At 70.5% G+C, this 17,112-nt stretch carries 17 protein-coding genes and 1 pseudogene; 14 read left to right on the top strand and 4 right to left on the bottom strand.

Translation table 11 applies throughout. The features are described from left to right. Nucleotides 1-25: 25 nt before the first annotated feature. Nucleotides 26-457: a RidA family protein gene (locus G3I77_RS32680; RefSeq protein ID WP_248509449.1), complete on the top strand. Its 432-nt coding sequence runs from the start codon at nt 26-28 to the stop codon at nt 455-457. Then, the gene (locus tag G3I77_RS32675; RefSeq protein WP_248509448.1) at nt 454-981 is read left to right on the top strand and encodes a GNAT family N-acetyltransferase; all 528 of its coding nucleotides are present in this window, start codon (nt 454-456) and stop codon (nt 979-981) included. Before G3I77_RS32680 ends, G3I77_RS32675 begins: the two co-directional genes overlap by 4 nt. 2 nt (nt 982-983) lie before the next feature. Here G3I77_RS32675 and G3I77_RS32670 read toward each other — a convergent pair whose 3' ends face one another. Continuing rightward, nucleotides 984-1,559, bottom strand: coding sequence for an adenylosuccinate lyase (locus G3I77_RS32670; protein ID WP_248509446.1), 576 nt, complete (start codon nt 1,557-1,559; stop codon nt 984-986). A gap of 395 nt (nt 1,560-1,954) precedes the next feature. Between G3I77_RS32670 and G3I77_RS32665 the strand changes: the two genes are divergently transcribed. The 9 genes from G3I77_RS32665 to pssA all read left to right on the top strand — a co-directional run bounded on the left by G3I77_RS32665 (nt 1,955) and on the right by pssA (nt 12,886). Continuing rightward, nucleotides 1,955-3,760 (top strand): 3-hydroxyacyl-CoA dehydrogenase family protein, encoded by a 1,806-nt coding sequence (locus G3I77_RS32665; RefSeq protein ID WP_248509444.1) that lies wholly within the window; start codon nt 1,955-1,957, stop codon nt 3,758-3,760. Nucleotides 3,761-3,902: 142 nt separating this feature from the next. After that, nucleotides 3,903-4,730, top strand: a complete 828-nt coding sequence (locus G3I77_RS32660; protein ID WP_248509442.1) for a TetR family transcriptional regulator — start codon at nt 3,903-3,905, stop codon at nt 4,728-4,730. A 381-nt stretch (nt 4,731-5,111) separates the two neighbouring features. Beyond that, complete coding sequence (gene ccrA, locus G3I77_RS32655; protein ID WP_248509441.1) at nt 5,112-6,455, top strand: crotonyl-CoA carboxylase/reductase; 1,344 nt, start codon at nt 5,112-5,114, stop codon at nt 6,453-6,455. Between the two features lie 17 nt (nt 6,456-6,472). Further along, nucleotides 6,473-8,521 carry a protein meaA gene (locus G3I77_RS32650; protein ID WP_248509437.1) on the top strand — a complete coding sequence of 683 codons (2,049 nt, stop codon included), beginning with the start codon at nt 6,473-6,475 and terminating at the stop codon, nt 8,519-8,521. Then, nucleotides 8,518-9,492 (top strand): CoA ester lyase, encoded by a 975-nt coding sequence (locus G3I77_RS32645; protein WP_248509435.1) that lies wholly within the window; start codon nt 8,518-8,520, stop codon nt 9,490-9,492. The genes G3I77_RS32650 and G3I77_RS32645 overlap by 4 nt, the downstream gene beginning before the upstream one ends. Before the next feature lie 5 nt (nt 9,493-9,497). Next, entirely contained in the window at nt 9,498-10,010 is a 513-nt protein-coding gene (locus tag G3I77_RS32640) for a MaoC family dehydratase (RefSeq protein ID WP_030843910.1), read from the top strand. A 2-nt stretch (nt 10,011-10,012) separates the two neighbouring features. After that, on the top strand, nt 10,013-11,218 hold the full coding sequence (locus G3I77_RS32635) for an acyl-CoA dehydrogenase family protein (RefSeq protein WP_248509434.1): 1,206 nt from the start codon (nt 10,013-10,015) through the stop codon (nt 11,216-11,218). A gap of 170 nt (nt 11,219-11,388) precedes the next feature. Beyond that, nucleotides 11,389-12,045 carry a phosphatidylserine decarboxylase gene (locus tag G3I77_RS32630; RefSeq protein ID WP_248509431.1) on the top strand — a complete coding sequence of 219 codons (657 nt, stop codon included), beginning with the start codon at nt 11,389-11,391 and terminating at the stop codon, nt 12,043-12,045. Beyond that, nucleotides 12,032-12,886, top strand: coding sequence for a CDP-diacylglycerol--serine O-phosphatidyltransferase (gene pssA, locus G3I77_RS32625; RefSeq protein WP_248509430.1), 855 nt, complete (start codon nt 12,032-12,034; stop codon nt 12,884-12,886). Before G3I77_RS32630 ends, pssA begins: the two co-directional genes overlap by 14 nt. Before the next feature lie 98 nt (nt 12,887-12,984). On the opposite strand, the gene G3I77_RS32620 is transcribed toward pssA, so the two are convergent. Continuing rightward, nucleotides 12,985-14,103, bottom strand: a complete 1,119-nt coding sequence (locus G3I77_RS32620) for a glycerate kinase (RefSeq protein WP_248509587.1) — start codon at nt 14,101-14,103, stop codon at nt 12,985-12,987. Nucleotides 14,104-14,299: 196 nt separating this feature from the next. Here G3I77_RS32620 and G3I77_RS32615 point away from each other — a divergent pair, with 196 nt between their 5' ends. Beyond that, nucleotides 14,300-15,370 carry an ADP-ribosylglycohydrolase family protein gene (locus G3I77_RS32615; protein ID WP_248509429.1) on the top strand — a complete coding sequence of 357 codons (1,071 nt, stop codon included), beginning with the start codon at nt 14,300-14,302 and terminating at the stop codon, nt 15,368-15,370. 42 nt (nt 15,371-15,412) lie between these two features. Next, nucleotides 15,413-15,907, top strand: coding sequence for an NUDIX hydrolase (locus tag G3I77_RS32610; protein WP_248509428.1), 495 nt, complete (start codon nt 15,413-15,415; stop codon nt 15,905-15,907). Nucleotides 15,908-15,921: 14 nt separating this feature from the next. On the opposite strand, the gene G3I77_RS32605 is transcribed toward G3I77_RS32610, so the two are convergent. Continuing rightward, entirely contained in the window at nt 15,922-16,122 is a 201-nt protein-coding gene (locus G3I77_RS32605; protein ID WP_248509427.1) for a type II toxin-antitoxin system VapB family antitoxin, read from the bottom strand. Between the two features lie 78 nt (nt 16,123-16,200). Between G3I77_RS32605 and G3I77_RS32600 the strand changes: the two genes are divergently transcribed. Further along, the gene (locus tag G3I77_RS32600) at nt 16,201-16,956 is read left to right on the top strand and encodes a Sir2 family NAD-dependent protein deacetylase (protein ID WP_248509425.1); all 756 of its coding nucleotides are present in this window, start codon (nt 16,201-16,203) and stop codon (nt 16,954-16,956) included. 13 nt (nt 16,957-16,969) lie between these two features. Here the strand turns inward: G3I77_RS32600 and G3I77_RS32595 are convergent. Continuing rightward, nucleotides 16,970-17,080: pseudogene (locus G3I77_RS32595) on the bottom strand (VOC family protein); the annotation flags it as partial. Between the last annotated feature and the right edge of the window lie 32 nt (nt 17,081-17,112).

The raw sequence follows: 17,112 nt of genomic DNA, 5'->3' as shown, positions 1-17,112 counted from the left end.
CAGTCCCATGGTCCACCATGGACCCATGAGTGAGCTGACGAGGATCCCCGCCGGCGTCGCGGCCACGGCCCAGTACAGCCTCCCCCAAGCTCTCGACTTCGCTCGAGCAGGGGGCACCCCCATCGTCATCGGCACGGGCCGTTTCGTGGCGATCTCCGGCCAGCTCGCGCTCGACGAGCGCAGCCGGCTGGTCGGCGAGGGCGACCCTGCGACGCAGGCGCGCCAGGTCTTCGAGAATCTCCGACGCTGCCTGGCGGCCGCCGGTGCGACCTTCGACGACGTCGTCAAACTCACCTACTTCGTCACGGACATGGCCCACATGCCCGCCATCCGCGCGGCCCGCGCCGAGCACATACCCGACGACCGGCTGCCGGCCGCTTCGGCGGTGCCGGTCGCCGCCCTGGTCCGGCCGGAGTTCCTGCTGGAGGTCGAGGCGTTCGCGGTGGTGCCGGAATGAGCGGCCTGCGCGTTCGGGAGATGACACTCGCCGACTGCGACCGCGTCGCGGAGATCCGCACCCGGGGATGGCAGAGCGCCTACCAGGGCCTGATCCCGCAGTCGTACCTCGACGGGCTCAGCGTCGAGGAAGACGCCGAGCACCGTCGTACGTACCTCTCGCAGGGCGACGACAGTGTGGTGAACCTGGTCGCCGAGGACACCGGCGGCGAGATCGTCGGCTGGGTGTGCCACGGCCCGTACCGGGACGGCGAAGTCGTCACCGGAGACGCCGAGTTGTACGCCATCTACGTCCATCCGGACCAGGTGGGGCAAGGCGTCGGGCGGACGCTGCTCACGGAGTCCGTCACGCGCTGCACCGCCGCGGGCCACGGCCGTCTCCTGCTGTGGGTGCTCAAGGGGAACGACCGGGCCCGCCGCTTCTACGAACGGGCCGGCTTCCGGGCGGACGGCGCCGAGGAGCCCTTCGAGGTGGACGGGGTCGCGGTCCCCGAGGTGCGGTACGCCAGGACGCTCCCCCGCTGACGTCACCTCTGCTTCGGAATCCGCCCCAGCGCCCGCACCGCCGCCTCGGCCAGGGCCGGATGCGCGAGGGCCTCGTTCAGGACGGGTCTGGCCCGGGCGTCGCCCAGCGTGCCGAGCCCGTCCACACAGGCGAGTGCCACGCGGCGGTACGGGTCGTGCGGGCGCAGGCGCCGCTGAAGCGTGGTGATCAGCGCGGGCACCGCCTCCGGGGCGCGCAGCTGGACCAGGAGCCGCACCGGGTGCAGGGCGTAGGCCACGCGCAGTTCGTTGGTGGCGAGGGCGGCGGCCGCGCGGGCGGTACGCGGGTCGCCGAGCCGGGCGAGGGCGTGGGCGGCGGAGGCGCAGCGCGGGGGGTCGCGGTGGTTGAGCAGCAGCACCAGCGCCTCGAAGGCCCGCAGGTCCCGCGCGAGTCCCAGCCGGAACGCGGCCAGCTCCCTCGCCCACAGGTGCTGCCCGGGTTCGGTCAGCACCGCCGCCAGGGCGTCGAGGTCGTCGGTCGCCACGAGCCGCTCGAACGCGGGCGGCGCCCCCGACTCCTGCCGTAAGCGCTCCGTGAGTGATCGCAACTCTTCGTCCATGACTCAGAGGTTAGGGGCGGCGCGAGCCGCGCGGGACGTACATCACAAACCCGGGGGCTGGCGCGCTCGTTACCCGCCGGTTAAGCTCAGACGAGCGAGTTACCCACTCGCATTTCCTCGCGGCGGTCTGGTGACGCGGCTGTCGCGGGAGCAGTCGGTTCGGTGCCTCAGGTACCGCAGTACGGCTCGGCCCCGGGACAGGGCCGGTCGGACCCGCCGTTCACCCCGGGCGTGTGCACGCCCGCGGCGCGGCACCGGGCGTGTGCGCTTCGCAGCCCGGCCAACACCCGCACTTCCTCACGCACCCGGTGCGCCCGTGGTCCGGCCTCTGCCGGGCCGCCTCCGGCGCACCCGGAGCGCGTTCCCCGTCGTCACCCTCATCCTGGAGTCCCGCGATGGCCACTCCCCTTTCCGACCCGTCCCAGTCCCCGCTGCAGACCATCGCCGTCGTCGGCCTCGGCACGATGGGCACCGGCATCGCCGAGGTCCTCGCCAAGGCCGGCCGCACGGTCGTCGGCATCGACATCAGCGAGTCCCAGGCCGCGAAGTGCGTCGCCGCCCTGGAGGCCTCCACCGCCCGTGGCGTCGAGCGCGGGCGGCTGACCGAGGAGGAGCGCGCCGAGATCCTCGGCCGTGTCCGTACCTCCGCCGACCTGCGCACCGCGGCCGACGCCGACCTGGTCATCGAGGTGGCCCCGGAGTCGTACGAGATCAAGCAGCAGATCTTCCGGGAACTGGACGGGATCGTGCGCCCCGAGACGATCCTGGCGACGGGCACCAACGCCCTGTCCGTGACCCGCCTGGCGGCCGACTCGTCCCGCCCCGAGCGGGTGCTGGGCCTGCACTTCTTCAACCCGGCCCCGGCGATGCGGCTGGTCGAGGTCGTCTCCTCGGTGCTCACCGCGCCGGCGGCCGTCACGGCGGTCACCGACCTCGCGCTCGACCTGAGCAAGGAGCCCGTCGCGGTCGGCGACCGCCCCGGATTCGTCGCGGACGGCCTGCTGTTCGGCTACCTCAACCAGGCGGCCGCGATGTACGAGGCGAAGTACGCCTCCCGCGAGGACATCGACGCCGCGATGCGGCTGGGCTGCGGGCTGCCCATGGGCCCGCTGGCGCTGCTCGACCTGATCGGCGTCGACACCGCGCGCACGGTCCTGGAGGCCATGTACGCCGCCTCCCGCGACCGGCTGCACGCCCCGGCCCCGATCCTCAAGCAGCTCAGCGAGGCGGGCCTGACCGGCCGTAAGACGGGGCGCGGCTTCTACACGTACGAGGCGCCGGGCAGCCCGGTCGTGGTGCGGGACGCGCTGACCCCGCTGGAGGGCGGCGACCTGGTTCCCGGCCGGGAGGTCCGCTCGGTCGGTGTCGCGGGCTCGGGCACCATGGCCTCCGGTATCGCCGAGGTCTTCGCCAAGGCCGGCTACGGGGTGGTCATCGCCGCCCGCAGCGCGGAGAAGGCGCAGACCGCGAAGGCCCGGATCGGCAAGTCCCTGAACCGCTCGGTCGACAAGGGCCGGATGACCGCCGAGGCCGCCGCCGCGACCCTGGACCGCATCACCGCCACGGGCACGTACGACGACTTCGCCGACGTCGACCTGGCCGTGGAGGCGGTCGCCGAGGACCTGGAGGTCAAGCGGCAGCTGTTCGCGGCCCTGGACAAGGTCTGCAAGCCGGGCGCGATCCTGGCCACCACGACCTCGTCGCTGCCGGTCGTCGCCTGCGCCCGGGCCACTTCGCGCCCGCAGGACGTGATCGGCATGCACTTCTTCAACCCGGCGCCGGCCATGAAGCTGGTCGAGGTCGTCCGCACGGTGCTGACCGCCGACGACGTCCATGCGACGGTCCGCGAGGTGTGCGGCCGGATCAGGAAGCACCCGGTCGACTGCGGTGACCGCGCCGGGTTCATCGTGAACGCGCTGCTGTTCCCGTACCTCAACAACGCGATCAAGATGGTGGAGGAGCACTACGCGACGCTCGACGACATCGACGCGGCGATGAAGCTGGGCGGCGGTTACCCGATGGGCCCGTTCGAACTGCTGGACGTCGTCGGACTGGACGTCTCACTCGCCATCGAGAAGGTCCTGCACCGCGAGTTCCGCGACCCGGGGCTCGCTCCGGCGCCGCTGCTGGAGCACCTGGTGGCCGCGGGCTGCCTCGGCCGCAAGACCGGCCGTGGCTTCCGCGAATATGCCAAGCGCTGAGCGTCCCGGCGACTGGTTCCGGTCCGGCGCGGAGTGGGGTGGCCTGCTCGGCCCGGACCGGTTCCACCCGGCCGACCGGCCCGCCCATCCCCCGCCCCCGGGCTCCGGTGGAGAACCAGGTCATGCGCACCGAGCTGCGCACATGCAGTACGTTCAGGGCATGCCCCAGCCCGCCAAGTCCTCACGTACACCAGCTACGGCCGACGCGCCGGAGAGTGCCGCCGGCTCTCGCGCCGCCGCCCAGCGACTCAAGATGCGCCGGGAACTGGCGGCCGCCGCGATGGAGCTGTTCGCGACCAAGGGGTACGAGGCGACCACCGTCGACGAGATCGCGGCCCAGGCCGGCGTCGCCCGCCGCACGTTCTTCCGCCACTTCCGCTCCAAGGAAGAGGCGATCTTCCCCGACCACGACGACACCCTGATCCGCGCCGAGGCGGTGCTCAACGCCGCGCCCTCGCACGAGCATCCGCTCGACACGGTATGCCGTGGCATCAAGGAAGTCATGCGGATGTACGCGGCCCGGCCGGAGATCTCGGTCGCCCGCTACAAGCTGACGCGCGAGGTGCCCACCCTGCGCGAGGCGGAGATCGCGTCGGTGGCCCGCTACGAGCGCCTCTTCACCCGTTATCTCCTCGGCCACTTCGACGAGCGCGCGCACGCCGACGACGCCAACGACGACCCGCTGCTGGCGGAGGTCGCCGCGTCCGCGGTCGTCACCGCCCACAACCACGTGCTGCGGCGCTGGCTGCGAGCGGGCGGCCAGGGGGACGTGGAGGCGCAGCTGGACCACGCCTTCGCGATCGTGCGCAAGACCTTCGGCACGGGCATCGGGGCCGGGCGCTCCACGGAACCGCAGCCGGCCCTGGCCACGGCTTCGTCGCAGGGCGAGGTGCTGGTGACGGTCGCCCGCACCGATGCCCCGCTGGACGAGGTCATGAGGACGATCGAGCAGGCACTCAAGGAGCGCTGAGCCCCTTCACCTGTGTGATGACGGCCACCCCACTGGGGTGGCCGTTTTGGCATGTCAGGGGCCGTTTTGCAGGCTCTCGGAGAGGCCATTCGATCGATCATCGCTCATTTGTTACGTAAAGATTTCATCTGAGGGGAACTTCTGGCACTCAGTGCCTTGCGGGGTGACACGCGGTGTCATACGTTGAAGAGGTCCGGGCGACGTCCCAGCAAGCTCACCCGCCTGCTCGCCCGGGCGCCTGCGTCACAGGCAACCTCCCGCGCCACCCAGCGCTGCCGAACAGCACCACCGCCGAACCGACGGCACACCCTCAACCCTCAGCAGCACCGACGAAACCATCGGCGCCCCTCCCTCAGGGCGCTCACCGCCGGAGGCAACACCGTGACCGTTAAGGACATCCTGGCCGCGATCCAGTCGCCCGACTCCACGTCGGAGGACTTCGCCGCCCTCCCGCTCCCCGAGTCGTACCGCGCGATCACCGTGCACAAGGACGAGACGGAGATGTTCGCGGGCCTCGAGACCCGCGACAAGGACCCCCGCAAGTCGATCCACCTGGACGAGGTGGCACTGCCCGAGCTCGGCCCGGGCGAGGCCCTGGTGGCCGTCATGGCCTCGTCGGTCAACTACAACTCGGTGTGGACGTCGATCTTCGAGCCGCTGTCGACGTTCGGCTTCCTGGAGCGCTACGGCCGGCTCAGCGAGCTCACCAAGCGCCACGACCTGCCGTACCACATCATCGGCTCCGACCTCGCGGGCGTCGTCCTGCGCACCGGTCCGGGCGTCAACGCCTGGCGGCCCGGTGACGAGGTCGTCGCGCACTGCCTCTCCGTCGAGCTGGAGTCCAGCGACGGCCACAACGACACGATGCTCGACCCGGAGCAGCGCATCTGGGGCTTCGAGACCAACTTCGGCGGCCTCGCCGAGATCGCGCTGGTCAAGTCCAACCAGCTGATGCCGAAGCCCGACCACCTGTCGTGGGAGGAGGCCGCCGCCCCCGGTCTGGTCAACTCCACCGCCTACCGGCAGCTGGTCTCCCGCAACGGCGCCGGCATGAAGCAGGGCGACAACGTGCTCATCTGGGGCGCGAGCGGCGGACTCGGCTCGTACGCCACCCAGTTCGCGCTGGCCGGCGGCGCCAACCCGATCTGCGTCGTCTCCAGCGAGCAGAAGGCGGACATCTGCCGGTCCATGGGCGCCGACGCGATCATCGACCGCAACGCCGAGGGCTACAAGTTCTGGAAGGACGAGAACACCCAGGACCCGAAGGAGTGGAAGCGCTTCGGCAAGCGCATCCGCGAGCTGACCGGCGGCGAGGACATCGACATCGTCTTCGAGCACCCCGGCCGCGAGACCTTCGGCGCGAGCGTCTTCGTCACCCGCAAGGGCGGCACCATCACCACCTGCGCCTCGACCTCGGGCTACATGCACGAGTACGACAACCGCTACCTGTGGATGTCGCTGAAGCGGATCATCGGCTCGCACTTCGCCAACTACCGCGAGGCCTGGGAGGCCAACCGGCTCATCGCGAAGGGCAAGATCCACCCGACGCTGTCGAAGGTGTACTCCCTTCAGGACACCGGCCAGGCCGCCTACGACGTGCACCGCAACCTCCACCAGGGCAAGGTCGGCGTGCTGTGCATGGCCCCCGAGGAGGGCCTGGGCGTGCGCGACCAGGAGAAGCGCGCCCAGCACGTCGACGCCATCAACCGCTTCCGCAACATCTGAGACAGCCGAGGTCATAGATGACTGAGCGTCAGCCCGCCGAAGGTGTGCGGGAGAAGGACCGGCCGTGGCTCATGCGCACGTACGCCGGTCACTCCACGGCCGAGGCGTCCAACGAGCTGTACCGGCGCAACCTCGCCAAGGGCCAGACGGGTCTGTCGGTGGCGTTCGACCTGCCGACGCAGACCGGCTACGACTCCGACCACATCCTCGCCCGCGGCGAGGTCGGCCGGGTCGGCGTGCCGATCGCGCACGTCGGTGACATGCGCCGGCTGTTCCAGGACATCCCCCTGGAGCAGATGAACACCTCGATGACGATCAACGCCACCGCCATGTGGCTGCTGGCGCTCTACCAGGTCGTCGCCGAGGAGCAGGGTACGGACATCACCAAGCTCCAGGGCACGACCCAGAACGACATCGTCAAGGAGTACCTGTCCCGGGGCACGCACGTCTTCCCGCCGGGACCCTCGCTCCGCCTGACGACGGACATGATCGCGTACACGGTCTCCCACATCCCGAAGTGGAACCCGATCAACATCTGCAGCTACCACCTGCAGGAGGCGGGCGCCACACCGGTCCAGGAGATCGCGTACGCGATGTCCACCGCGATCGCCGTCCTCGACGCCGTGCGCGACTCCGGCCAGGTGCCGCAGGAGCGCATGGGCGATGTCGTCGCGCGCATCTCCTTCTTCGTGAACGCGGGCGTCCGCTTCGTCGAGGAGATGTGCAAGATGCGGGCGTTCGGCCGCATCTGGGACCGCATCACCCGTGAGCGGTACGGCATTGAGAACGCCAAGCAGCGCCGCTTCCGCTACGGCGTCCAGGTCAACTCCCTGGGCCTGACGGAGGCGCAGCCGGAGAACAACGTCCAGCGGATCGTCCTGGAGATGCTGGCCGTCACCCTCTCCAAGGACGCCCGCGCGCGTGCCGTGCAGCTGCCCGCCTGGAACGAGGCCCTCGGCCTGCCCCGCCCCTGGGACCAGCAGTGGTCGCTGCGCATCCAGCAGGTGCTGGCGTACGAGAGCGATCTGCTGGAGTACGAGGACATCTTCGAGGGCTCGAAGGTGATCGAGGCGAAGGTGGAGGAGCTGGTCGAGGCGTCGTTCGCCGAGATCGACCGCATCCAGGAGATGGGCGGCGCGATGGCGGCCGTCGAGTCCGGCTACCTCAAGTCGCAGCTGGTCGCCTCGCACGCCGAGCGCCGGGGCCGGATCGAGTCCGGCCAGGAGAAGATCATCGGTGTCAACGCCTTCGAGGGCACCGAGCCGAACCCGCTGACCGCCGACCTGGACACCGCGATCCAGACGGTGGACCCCGCGGTCGAGGCCCGGGTCATCGCCTCGCTCCAGCAGTGGCGCGACAGCCGCTACCAGCCTCCCTTCAACCACCCGCGGCCCTGCAAGGCGCTGGAGCGGCTGAAGGAGGCCGCGCGCGGCAACGAGAACCTCATGGAGGCCACCCTGGAGTGCGCGCGCGCCGGGGCGACGACCGGCGAGTGGGCCGGGGCCCTGCGCGAGGTGTTCGGCGAGTTCCGGGCGCCCACGGGCGTCTCCTCGGCGCCGGTGGCCGTCCCCGTCGAGGAGGGCAGCGCGCTCGCCGTGGTCCGCCGCAAGGTGGATCTGACGGCCAAGGACCTGAACGTGGGCAAGCTGCGCTTCCTGGTCGGCAAGCCGGGCCTGGACGGGCACTCCAACGGCGCCGAGCAGATCGCGGTGCGCGCGCGGGACGCCGGCTTCGAGGTGGTCTACCAGGGCATCCGGCTGACGCCCGAGCAGATCGTGGACGCGGCCCTGGCCGAGGACGTGCACGCGGTCGGCCTGTCGATCCTGTCCGGCTCGCACGCCCAGCTGGTGCCGGACGTGCTCGAACGGCTCCGTGTGGCGGGTGCCACAGATATACCGGTGATCGCCGGTGGCATCATCCCCAACGGGGATGCCGAGCAGCTCAGGGCAGCCGGAGTGGCCGCGGTCTTCACCCCGAAGGACTTCGACATCACCGGGATCATCGGCCGCATCGTCGACGAGATCCGGAAAGCGAACAAGCTCGACCCTCTGGAGGTCCCCGCATGACCAGCCCTGCTCCGCAGGTCAACCGCCTTCGCCCCCGGCGTTCCTGCCTGGCGGTACCGGGCTCGAACCCGCGCTTCCTGGAGAAGGCCCAGGGCCTCCCGGCGGACCAGGTCTTCCTCGACCTGGAGGACGCGTGCGCCCCGCTCGCCAAGCCCGAGGCGCGGCACACCATCGTGAAGTTCCTCAACGAGGGCGACTGGACGGGCAAGACGCGGGTCGTGCGCGTCAACGACTGGACGACCGAGTGGACGTACCGCGATGTCGTCACGGTCGTCGAGGGCGCCGGCCAGAACCTCGACTGCATCATGCTGCCGAAGGTGCAGACGGCCCAGCAGGTCGTCGCCCTGGACCTGCTGCTGACGCAGATCGAGAAGACCATGGGCTTCGAGGTCGGCAAGATCGGCATCGAGGCGCAGATCGAGAACGCGCAGGGCCTGAACAACGTCAACGAGATCGCGACGGCCTCCCAGCGCGTCGAGACGATCATCTTCGGCCCGGCCGACTTCATGGCGTCCATCAACATGAAGTCGCTGGTCGTGGGCGAGCAGCCGCCCGGCTACCCGGCGGATGCCTACCACTACATCCTGATGAAGATCCTGATGGCCGCCCGCGCCAACAACCTCCAGGCGATCGACGGCCCCTACCTCCAGATCCGCAACATCGACGGCTACCGCGAGGTCGCCCAGCGCGCCGCCGCGCTCGGCTTCGACGGCAAGTGGGTGCTGCACCCGGGCCAGGTCGAGGCCTCCAACGAGATCTTCTCGCCGTCGCAGGAGGACTACGACCACGCCGAGCTGATCCTGGACGCGTACGACTACTACACGTCCGAGGCGGGCGGCAAGAAGGGCTCGGCGATGCTCGGCGACGAGATGATCGACGAGGCCAGCCGCAAGATGGCGCTCGTCATCTCCGGCAAGGGCCGCGCCGCCGGCATGCAGCGCACCAGCAAGTTCGAGATTCCGGAGGGCTGAGCGCGATGCAGTTCGGGCGCACCTACGAGGAGTTCGAGGTCGGGGCGACGTACAAGCACTGGCCGGGCAAGACGGTCACGGAGTACGACGACCACCTGTTCTGTCTCCTCACCATGAACCACCACCCTCTCCACATGGACACGAACTATGCGGAGAAGACGACGGACTTCGGCAAGAACGTCGTCGTGGGCAACTACATCTACTCGCTGCTGCTCGGCATGTCCGTGCCGGACATCTCCGGCAAGGCGATCGCCAACCTGGAGATCGAGTCGCTGAAGCACGTGGCGCCGACCTTCCACGGCGACACGATCTACGGCCAGACGACCGTGCTCGACAAGTGGCCGTCGAAGTCGAAGAACGACCGCGGCATCGTCTACGTCGAGACCAAGGGCTACAAGCAGGACGGCACGCTGGTCTGCGTGTTCCGCCGCAAGGTGATGGTGCCGACCGAGACGTACATCAAGGAGCGCGGCGGCGAGCAGCCCGGCCGCCCCGAGCTCAGGGAGCAGGAGAAGTAGCCATGGCGCGACTCGCCCAGACCGCCGGTCTGACCGACATCCAGCAGGAGATCCTGTCCACCGTCCGGGACTTCGTGGACAAGGAGATCATTCCGGTCGCCACGGAGCTGGAGCACCGCGACGAGTACCCGCAGCAGATCGTCGACGGGCTGAAGGAGTTGGGCCTGTTCGGCCTGATGATCCCCGAGGAGTACGGGGGCCTGGGCGAGTCGCTCCTGACCTACGCGCTGTGCGTGGAGGAGATCGCCCGGGGGTGGATGTCGGTGTCCGGCATCATCAACACCCACTTCATCGTGGCGTACATGCTCAAGCAGCACGGCACGCAGGAGCAGAAGGACCACTTCCTGCCGAGGATGGCGGCCGGTGACATCCGGGGTGCGTTCTCGATGTCGGAGCCGGCCCTCGGCTCGGACGTGTCGGCGATCACGTCGAAGGCGGTGAAGGACGGCGAGGAGTACGTCCTGAACGGCCAGAAGATGTGGCTGACGAACGGCGGAACGTCGTCTCTGGTGGCCGTTCTGGTAAAGAGTGACGAAGGTCACCCCGAGGGCACCGCGCCCCACAAGTCGATGACGACCTTCCTCGTCGAGAAGGAGCCCGGTTTCGGCGAGGTGCGTCCCGGCCTCACGATCCCCGGCAAGATCGACAAGATGGGCTACAAGGGGGTCGACACCACCGAACTCATCATGGATGGCCTGCGGATTCCTGCGAATCGGGTGCTCGGCGGGGTCACTGGCCGTGGTTTCTACCAGATGATGGACGGCGTGGAGGTCGGCCGCGTCAATGTGGCGGCGCGTGGCTGCGGTGTCGCTCAGCGTGCGTTCGAGCTGGGCGTCCGGTACGCGCAGCAGCGTCACACCTTCGGGAAGCCGATCGCCCAGCACCAGGCGATCCAGTTCAAGCTGGCGGAGATGGCTACCAAGGTCGAGGCCGCCCATGCGATGATGGTGAACGCAGCACGCAAAAAGGACTCCGGGGAGCGAAACGACCTCGAGGCCGGGATGGCGAAGTACCTCGCCTCCGAGTACTGCAAGGAGGTCGTCGAAGACGCCTTCCGGATCCACGGCGGCTACGGCTTCTCCAAGGAGTACGAGATCGAGCGCCTCTATCGTGAGGCTCCGATGCTGCTCATCGGTGAAGGTACCGCCGAGATCCAGAAAATGATCATTGGCAGGCGGCTGCTCGAAGAGTATCGATTCCAGGGCTAGATGTCCGGATACGGGGTGTTTTCTTGGAGAAGAAGATCACACCCCGTCAGCACTCTTCTGCCGCCGACTCGGCTGCCTGGCTTACCCAGTTACGGCCCCGAGCCGCTACGATCGCCGGAAAGCCGCCGTCCCCCGTCAGAGTGCGGCATCATCCGCTACGAAGGTCATCCATGCCCCACAGCCAAACCTCTGCACCACGCGACAGCCGGGTCGGCGTACGCCTCGCGCGCGGAGCATCGCCGTGGCTCCTTCCGACCGTCGCCACCGCAGCCCTCAGCCTGGCCCGGGCCCGGCGCTCCGGCGCCGCCAAGGCCGTCGCCGTTCCCGCCACCGCGCTCGCGGCGGGGATGCTGTGGTTCTTCCGAGACCCCGAGCGTGAGATCACCCAGGGCCGGGTCATCTCGCCCGCCGACGGTGTGGTGCAGAGCATCATGCCGTGGAAGGACGGCCGCACGCGCGTCGCGATCTTCATGAGCCCGCTCAACGTCCACGTCAACCGCGCGCCGCTGGCCGGCACGGTGACGTCGGTCGAGCACGTACCCGGTGGCTTCGTTCCCGCCTTCAACAAGGAGAGCGAGAACAACGAGCGTGTCGTCTGGCACTTCGACACCGAGCTCGGCGACATCGAGATGATCCAGATCGCCGGCGCGGTCGCCCGCCGCATCGTCCCTTACCTGCCCCAGGGCACGAAGGTCGAGCAGGGCGAGCGGATCGGCCTGATCCGCTTCGGCTCGCGCGTCGACCTCTACCTGCCCGAGGGCGTGGAGGTGGCGGTCGAGGTCGGTCAGAAGACCGTGGCTGGGGTGACTCGCATTGACCGTGATTGATCCTGATACCAAGGCCGGCTGGGTCCCGGAGGCCGACGAGGTCGACGAAGAAGAGGAGATGCCCCTCTCTCTTCGCCTGTCGATAGCGGACACCCTGACACTCGGCAACGCCACGTGCGGCTTCATGGCGGTGTACTTCACCACCACCGGCATCCTGATCCCGCACCTCACGGGCAGCCAGGAGACCGGCATGGCCCGCCACAGCGCGGCCACGGCGGTCATCCTCATGCTCTGCGCGGCGGTCTTCGACCTCTTCGACGGCCTGGTGGCGCGCAAGCTGCGCTCCTCCCCCATGGGCGCCGAGCTGGACAACCTCTCCGACCTGATCAGCTTCGGTCTGGCGCCGGCGTACTTCGTGCTCGTCTACGGCATGGTCGCGAACGACGCGCACCAGCGAGTAGCCGCGGTCGGAGCGATCGTCGTACTGCTGGCGGTGGTCCTGCGACTCGCGCGGTTCTCGTGCGTGACGGTGAAGGACGGCACCTTCCAGGGCATGCCCTCGCCGTTCGGCGCACTCACGGTCGTCTCGATCGTGCTGCTCGAGCTGCCGTTCGAGGCGACGCTGCTGGCGGTCGTCGGCACCGCGTGGCTGATGGTGAGCCGGGTCCAGTACCCGAAGCCGCGGGGCATCCTCGCGGTGGCGATGCTCTGCTGGATCGTGTCGGCCATGGGCATGCTGGCGGCGTGGGCGTTCGACGCGCCGGGCGGCCAGGTGCTGCTCCAGATGGGCTGCGCGCTGCAGATCGTGATGGCGGCGACGATCCCGCTGTTCGCCACGGCCCGCCGGGTGAACACCTTCCGTGACAACCGGCGCGAGGCGCGGGCGGCACAGCTGCCGTGACCTCGTGGCGTTGACATGGCTGGGGCCCCGGACCGATTCGGTCCGGGGCCCTTCGCTTGTCCTGAGGATGTCCTGAAGAGGCTCAGGTCAGAAGAGGCTCAGGTCAGGAAATCCCTGGCGATGCGTTCCGCGACCCGCTCCAGGATCGGCCCCGCCTCGGCGATGCACTTCGCCACGTCCGGTTCCGCGTCCGTCAGGGGGTAGGCCCGGCGGAAACCGGCGCGGCCCAGGATCTGGGGCGGCAGGGCGAGGCGGCCGCAGACCGCCACGACGTCCTTGTCCGCGGCACGGGCCGCCGCGGCGACGCCCGCCGGGGCCTTGCCGTGGAGGGTCTGCTCGTCGAGGGAGCCCTCACCGGTGATGACCAGGTCGGCACGGTCCAGGGCGGGGGCGAAGCCCAGGACGTCGAGCATGACCTCGATGCCGGGGCGGAACCGGGCGCCCAGCAGCAGGGCGCCGTAGCCGATGCCGCCCGCCGCGCCCGCACCCGGCGCCGCCGCGTACGCGGCGGCCTTCGGGCCGGCCGGGCCCTGAAGCACCTTCGCGAAGTGCGCGAGGGCGGTGTCCAGGGCCTCCACGTCGTCGGGTGCGGCGCCCTTCTGCGGGCCGTAGACCGCGGGGGCGCCCTTCGGGCCGGTCAGCGGGTTGTCGACGTCGCTCGCGAGGACCAGCTCGACCTCGTCGAGGCGCGGGTCGAGTCCCGACAGGTCGGCGGTGGCCAGCTCGGCGAGGCCGCCGCCGCCCGGAGGCACCGGCTCCCCGTCGGCGTCCAGGAACCGGGCGCCCAGCGCCGACAGCATCCCGGCGCCGCCGTCGGTGGTGGCGCTGCCGCCGACCCCGAAGACGATGGTGCGGGCGCCCGCGTCCAGCGCGGCCCGCAGCAGCTCGCCGGAGCCGTACGTGGACGCCGTGAGTGGGGCGAAGACCCCGGCGGGTAGCCGCTGGAGCCCGCTCGCCTCGGCCATCTCCACGACCGCGGTGCCGTCGCGCAGCGCGAACGCCGCCGTCACCTCGTCGCCGAGGGGACCGGCGACCCGTACCTCCCGGCGCTCGAAGCCGGCCGCGACCGCCGCGGCCACGGTCCCGTCGCCGCCGTCGGCCACGGGCAGCGCCTCGACCTCAAGGTCCGGTACGGCCCGGCGCAGCCCCGCCGTGATCCGCTCGGCGACCTCCACGGCCGTCAGCGACCCCTTGAACTTGTCCGCGGCGACGAGCACCCGCTGTGCCTTCCGGGTGTCGCTCACTGCAGCGTCCGCCACTTGCACTCCCCTTGCTCTCCGGGCCCTCACGCATGTCAAGGCCAGTCGCGCCGTTGTGACCTTAACCGGAGGACGCCGCCGCCGTCAGCTCGTGCCCATCCCCTGGACCGCCGCCCCGAGGGCACGCCGCCGCCGATGCGGGTAGACCGTAACCATGGCCCCAGCACACACCGAGACAGATCTGACCGGCCGCATCCTCGGCGGCTGGACGGGCCGCATCGCGGGAAACATGCTCGGCAAGCCGGTCGAACAGGGCGAAGTGTGGACACGCGACCGTATCGACCGCTACCTCAGACAAGCCGCGGCCCTCCCCCTCACCGACTACCTGCCCGAGCCCGTCGGCGACGACGGACCGCCGCTGCGCCCCGAATGGCGCCAGTGCGTCCGCGGCCGCGTCCACGGCAGCTGCCGTGACGACGACATCGACTACGCGATCCTCGGCCTCGACCTGCTGGAGACCCACGGCTTCGGCTTCAGCACCGAGCAGGTCGGCGACCTGTGGCTGCTGCGGCTGCCGTACCTGCAGACGTTCACCGCCGAGCGGGCCGCGTACCGCAATCTCGCCAACGGGCTGAAGCCGCCGCTGACGGCGACGTACGACAACCCGTACCAGGAGTGGATCGGCGCCCTCATCCGCGCCGACGTCTTCGGCTGGACCTGCCCGGGCGCCCCGCGCCGCGCCGCCTCGCTCGCCCGGCGGGACGCGGTGCTGTCGCACACCGGCAACGGGGTCTACGGGGCGATGTGGGCGGCGGCGCTGATCTCGGCGGCGTTCACGGCGCGGTCGGTGCGGCACGCCGTCGACCAGGCCTTGGCCGTGATCCCGGCGAGCAGCCGCCTGGCCCGCACCGTACGCCGGGTGGTCTCCCTGCACGACACCCGGATGTCCTGGGAGGACACGCTCACCACGGTCGCCGAGGAGACCACCGGGATGGGCTGGATCCACACCGTCCCGAACGCGGCCGTCCTCACCGCCGGTCTGCTCTACGGCGACGGCGACTTCACCCGCACCATCACCCTGACCGTGCGCGGCGGCCTGGACACCGACTCCAACGGCGCGACCGCGGGCTCGGTGGCCGGCGTGTTCGGCGGGGCGGCGGCCATCCCCGACCAGTGGAAGGCCCCGCTGGAGGACACGGTCCGCAGCGCGGTGTTCGGCTACGACGGGGTGCGGATCAGCGAGCTGGCGGAACGGACGCTGCGGCTGGCGGAGCCGGTGGCCTGACCGCCGATGGATGCGCCGGGATCCGATGGCTACCCTGCACCGGTGACCTCCTCATCTGACTTCGCCGCCTACATCGCGTCCCTGCCCCGCGTCCTGGCCGGCGCCGCCGCGCTGTTCCGGGACGGCGAGGGCCGTGTGCTGCTCGTCGAACCCAACTACCGGGAGGGCTGGGCGCTGCCCGGCGGCACCGTCGAGTCCGACGACGGCGAGACCCCGCGGCAGGGGGCGCGGCGCGAGACGGCCGAGGAGATCGGCCTGGACCGGGAGCCCGGCCGGCTGCTGGCGGTGGACTGGGTGCACGGCACGGGCCGTCCGCCGCTGGTGGCGTACCTCTACGACGGCGGGGTGCTGAGCGAGGACGAGTTCAAGGCGATCCGCCTCCAGGAGGAGGAGCTGCTGTCCTGGCGGCTGGTCCCGCGCGAGGAGCTGACCGAGTATCTGCCGGGCGCCCTCGGGGGTCGCGTCCTGGCCGCCCTCGACGTCCTGGCGGACGGCTCGGGCACGGCGGAGCTGGAGAACGGGCACCGGGTCGCCTGAACGGCGCCGGCTGCTCAGGCCTCGACGTCCCGGGGTTTGACGTCGACCTCGCGCAGCGCCTCGTCGCGTGCGGCCACGCGGGCCTCGGTGCGGTGACCGCGCTCGACGTAGTCGCGGACGACGAGTTCCACGGCGTCCTGGGGACTGCCCACCCCGGCGAGCACCATGGCTTCCACGACGAGTTCGGCGTCGAGCGAGACAGTGACCTTGGCCATGGGCGGACAGTAACACCGGTCCGGGGCACCGCGATATCCGTTCGCCGCTCCCCCACGGCCCGGCCTACCCTCGGCGACATGGCCAAGCCCCTCGTCGCCCTGCTCACCGGTGCCGGTATCAGCACGGACTCCGGCATCCCCGACTACCGCGGGCCGAACGGGCTGTGGCGGCGGGATCCGGAGGCCGAGAAGCTCGTCACGTACGAGTACTACATGGGCGATGCGGAGATCCGCCGCCGCTCCTGGCGGATGCGGCGCGAGAACCGGGCGGTGCGGGCGGAGCCCAACGCCGCGCACCGGGCGGTGGCCGAGCTGGAGCGGTCCGGGGTGCCGGTGCGGGTGATCACGCAGAACGTGGACGGGCTGCACCAGCTCGCCGGGATGCCCGGCCGCAAGGTGCTCGAACTGCACGGCACGGCCCGGAGTGTCGTGTGCACCGGCTGCCATGCCCGCGGCCCGATGACGGACGCGCTCGCGCGGGTCGAGGCCGGTGAGGAGGACCCGCCGTGCCGGGAGTGCGGCGGGATCCTGAAGTCGGCGACGGTGATGTTCGGCGAGCGGCTCGACCCCGTCGTCCTCGGCGAGGCGGTCGCCATCAGCAAGGGCTGCCAGATCTTCGTCGCCGTCGGCACGAGCCTTCAGGTCCAGCCCGCCGCAGGCCTCGCCGGTGTCGCCGCCGACCACGGCGCCCGCCTGGTCATCGTGAACGCCGAGCCCACCCCGTACGACGACCGCGCCGACGAGATCGTCCGCGAACCCATCGGCACGGCGCTGCCCGAACTGCTGCGCGGCCTCACCGCCGAGGCGAGCCCCGCGGGTCCGCCAGGCGCGTGAGCGCGTCACTGCGCAGCACCCGGTCGATGACCTTGGCGGCGCCCGCCGCGTCCCCCTTGGAGTCCGCCAGGAGGGACGCGAAGTGCAGGGCCCGTGCGAACGTCTCCTCGGGGGCGTGCCCGTGGTGCCGCTCCAGTCACATTCGATGAGTTACGG

Source organism: Streptomyces sp. D2-8, assembly GCF_023184515.1.
Taxonomy (GTDB): Bacteria; Actinomycetota; Actinomycetes; order Streptomycetales; family Streptomycetaceae; genus Streptomyces.
This window is presented reverse-complemented; position numbering and strand designations above follow the sequence as displayed.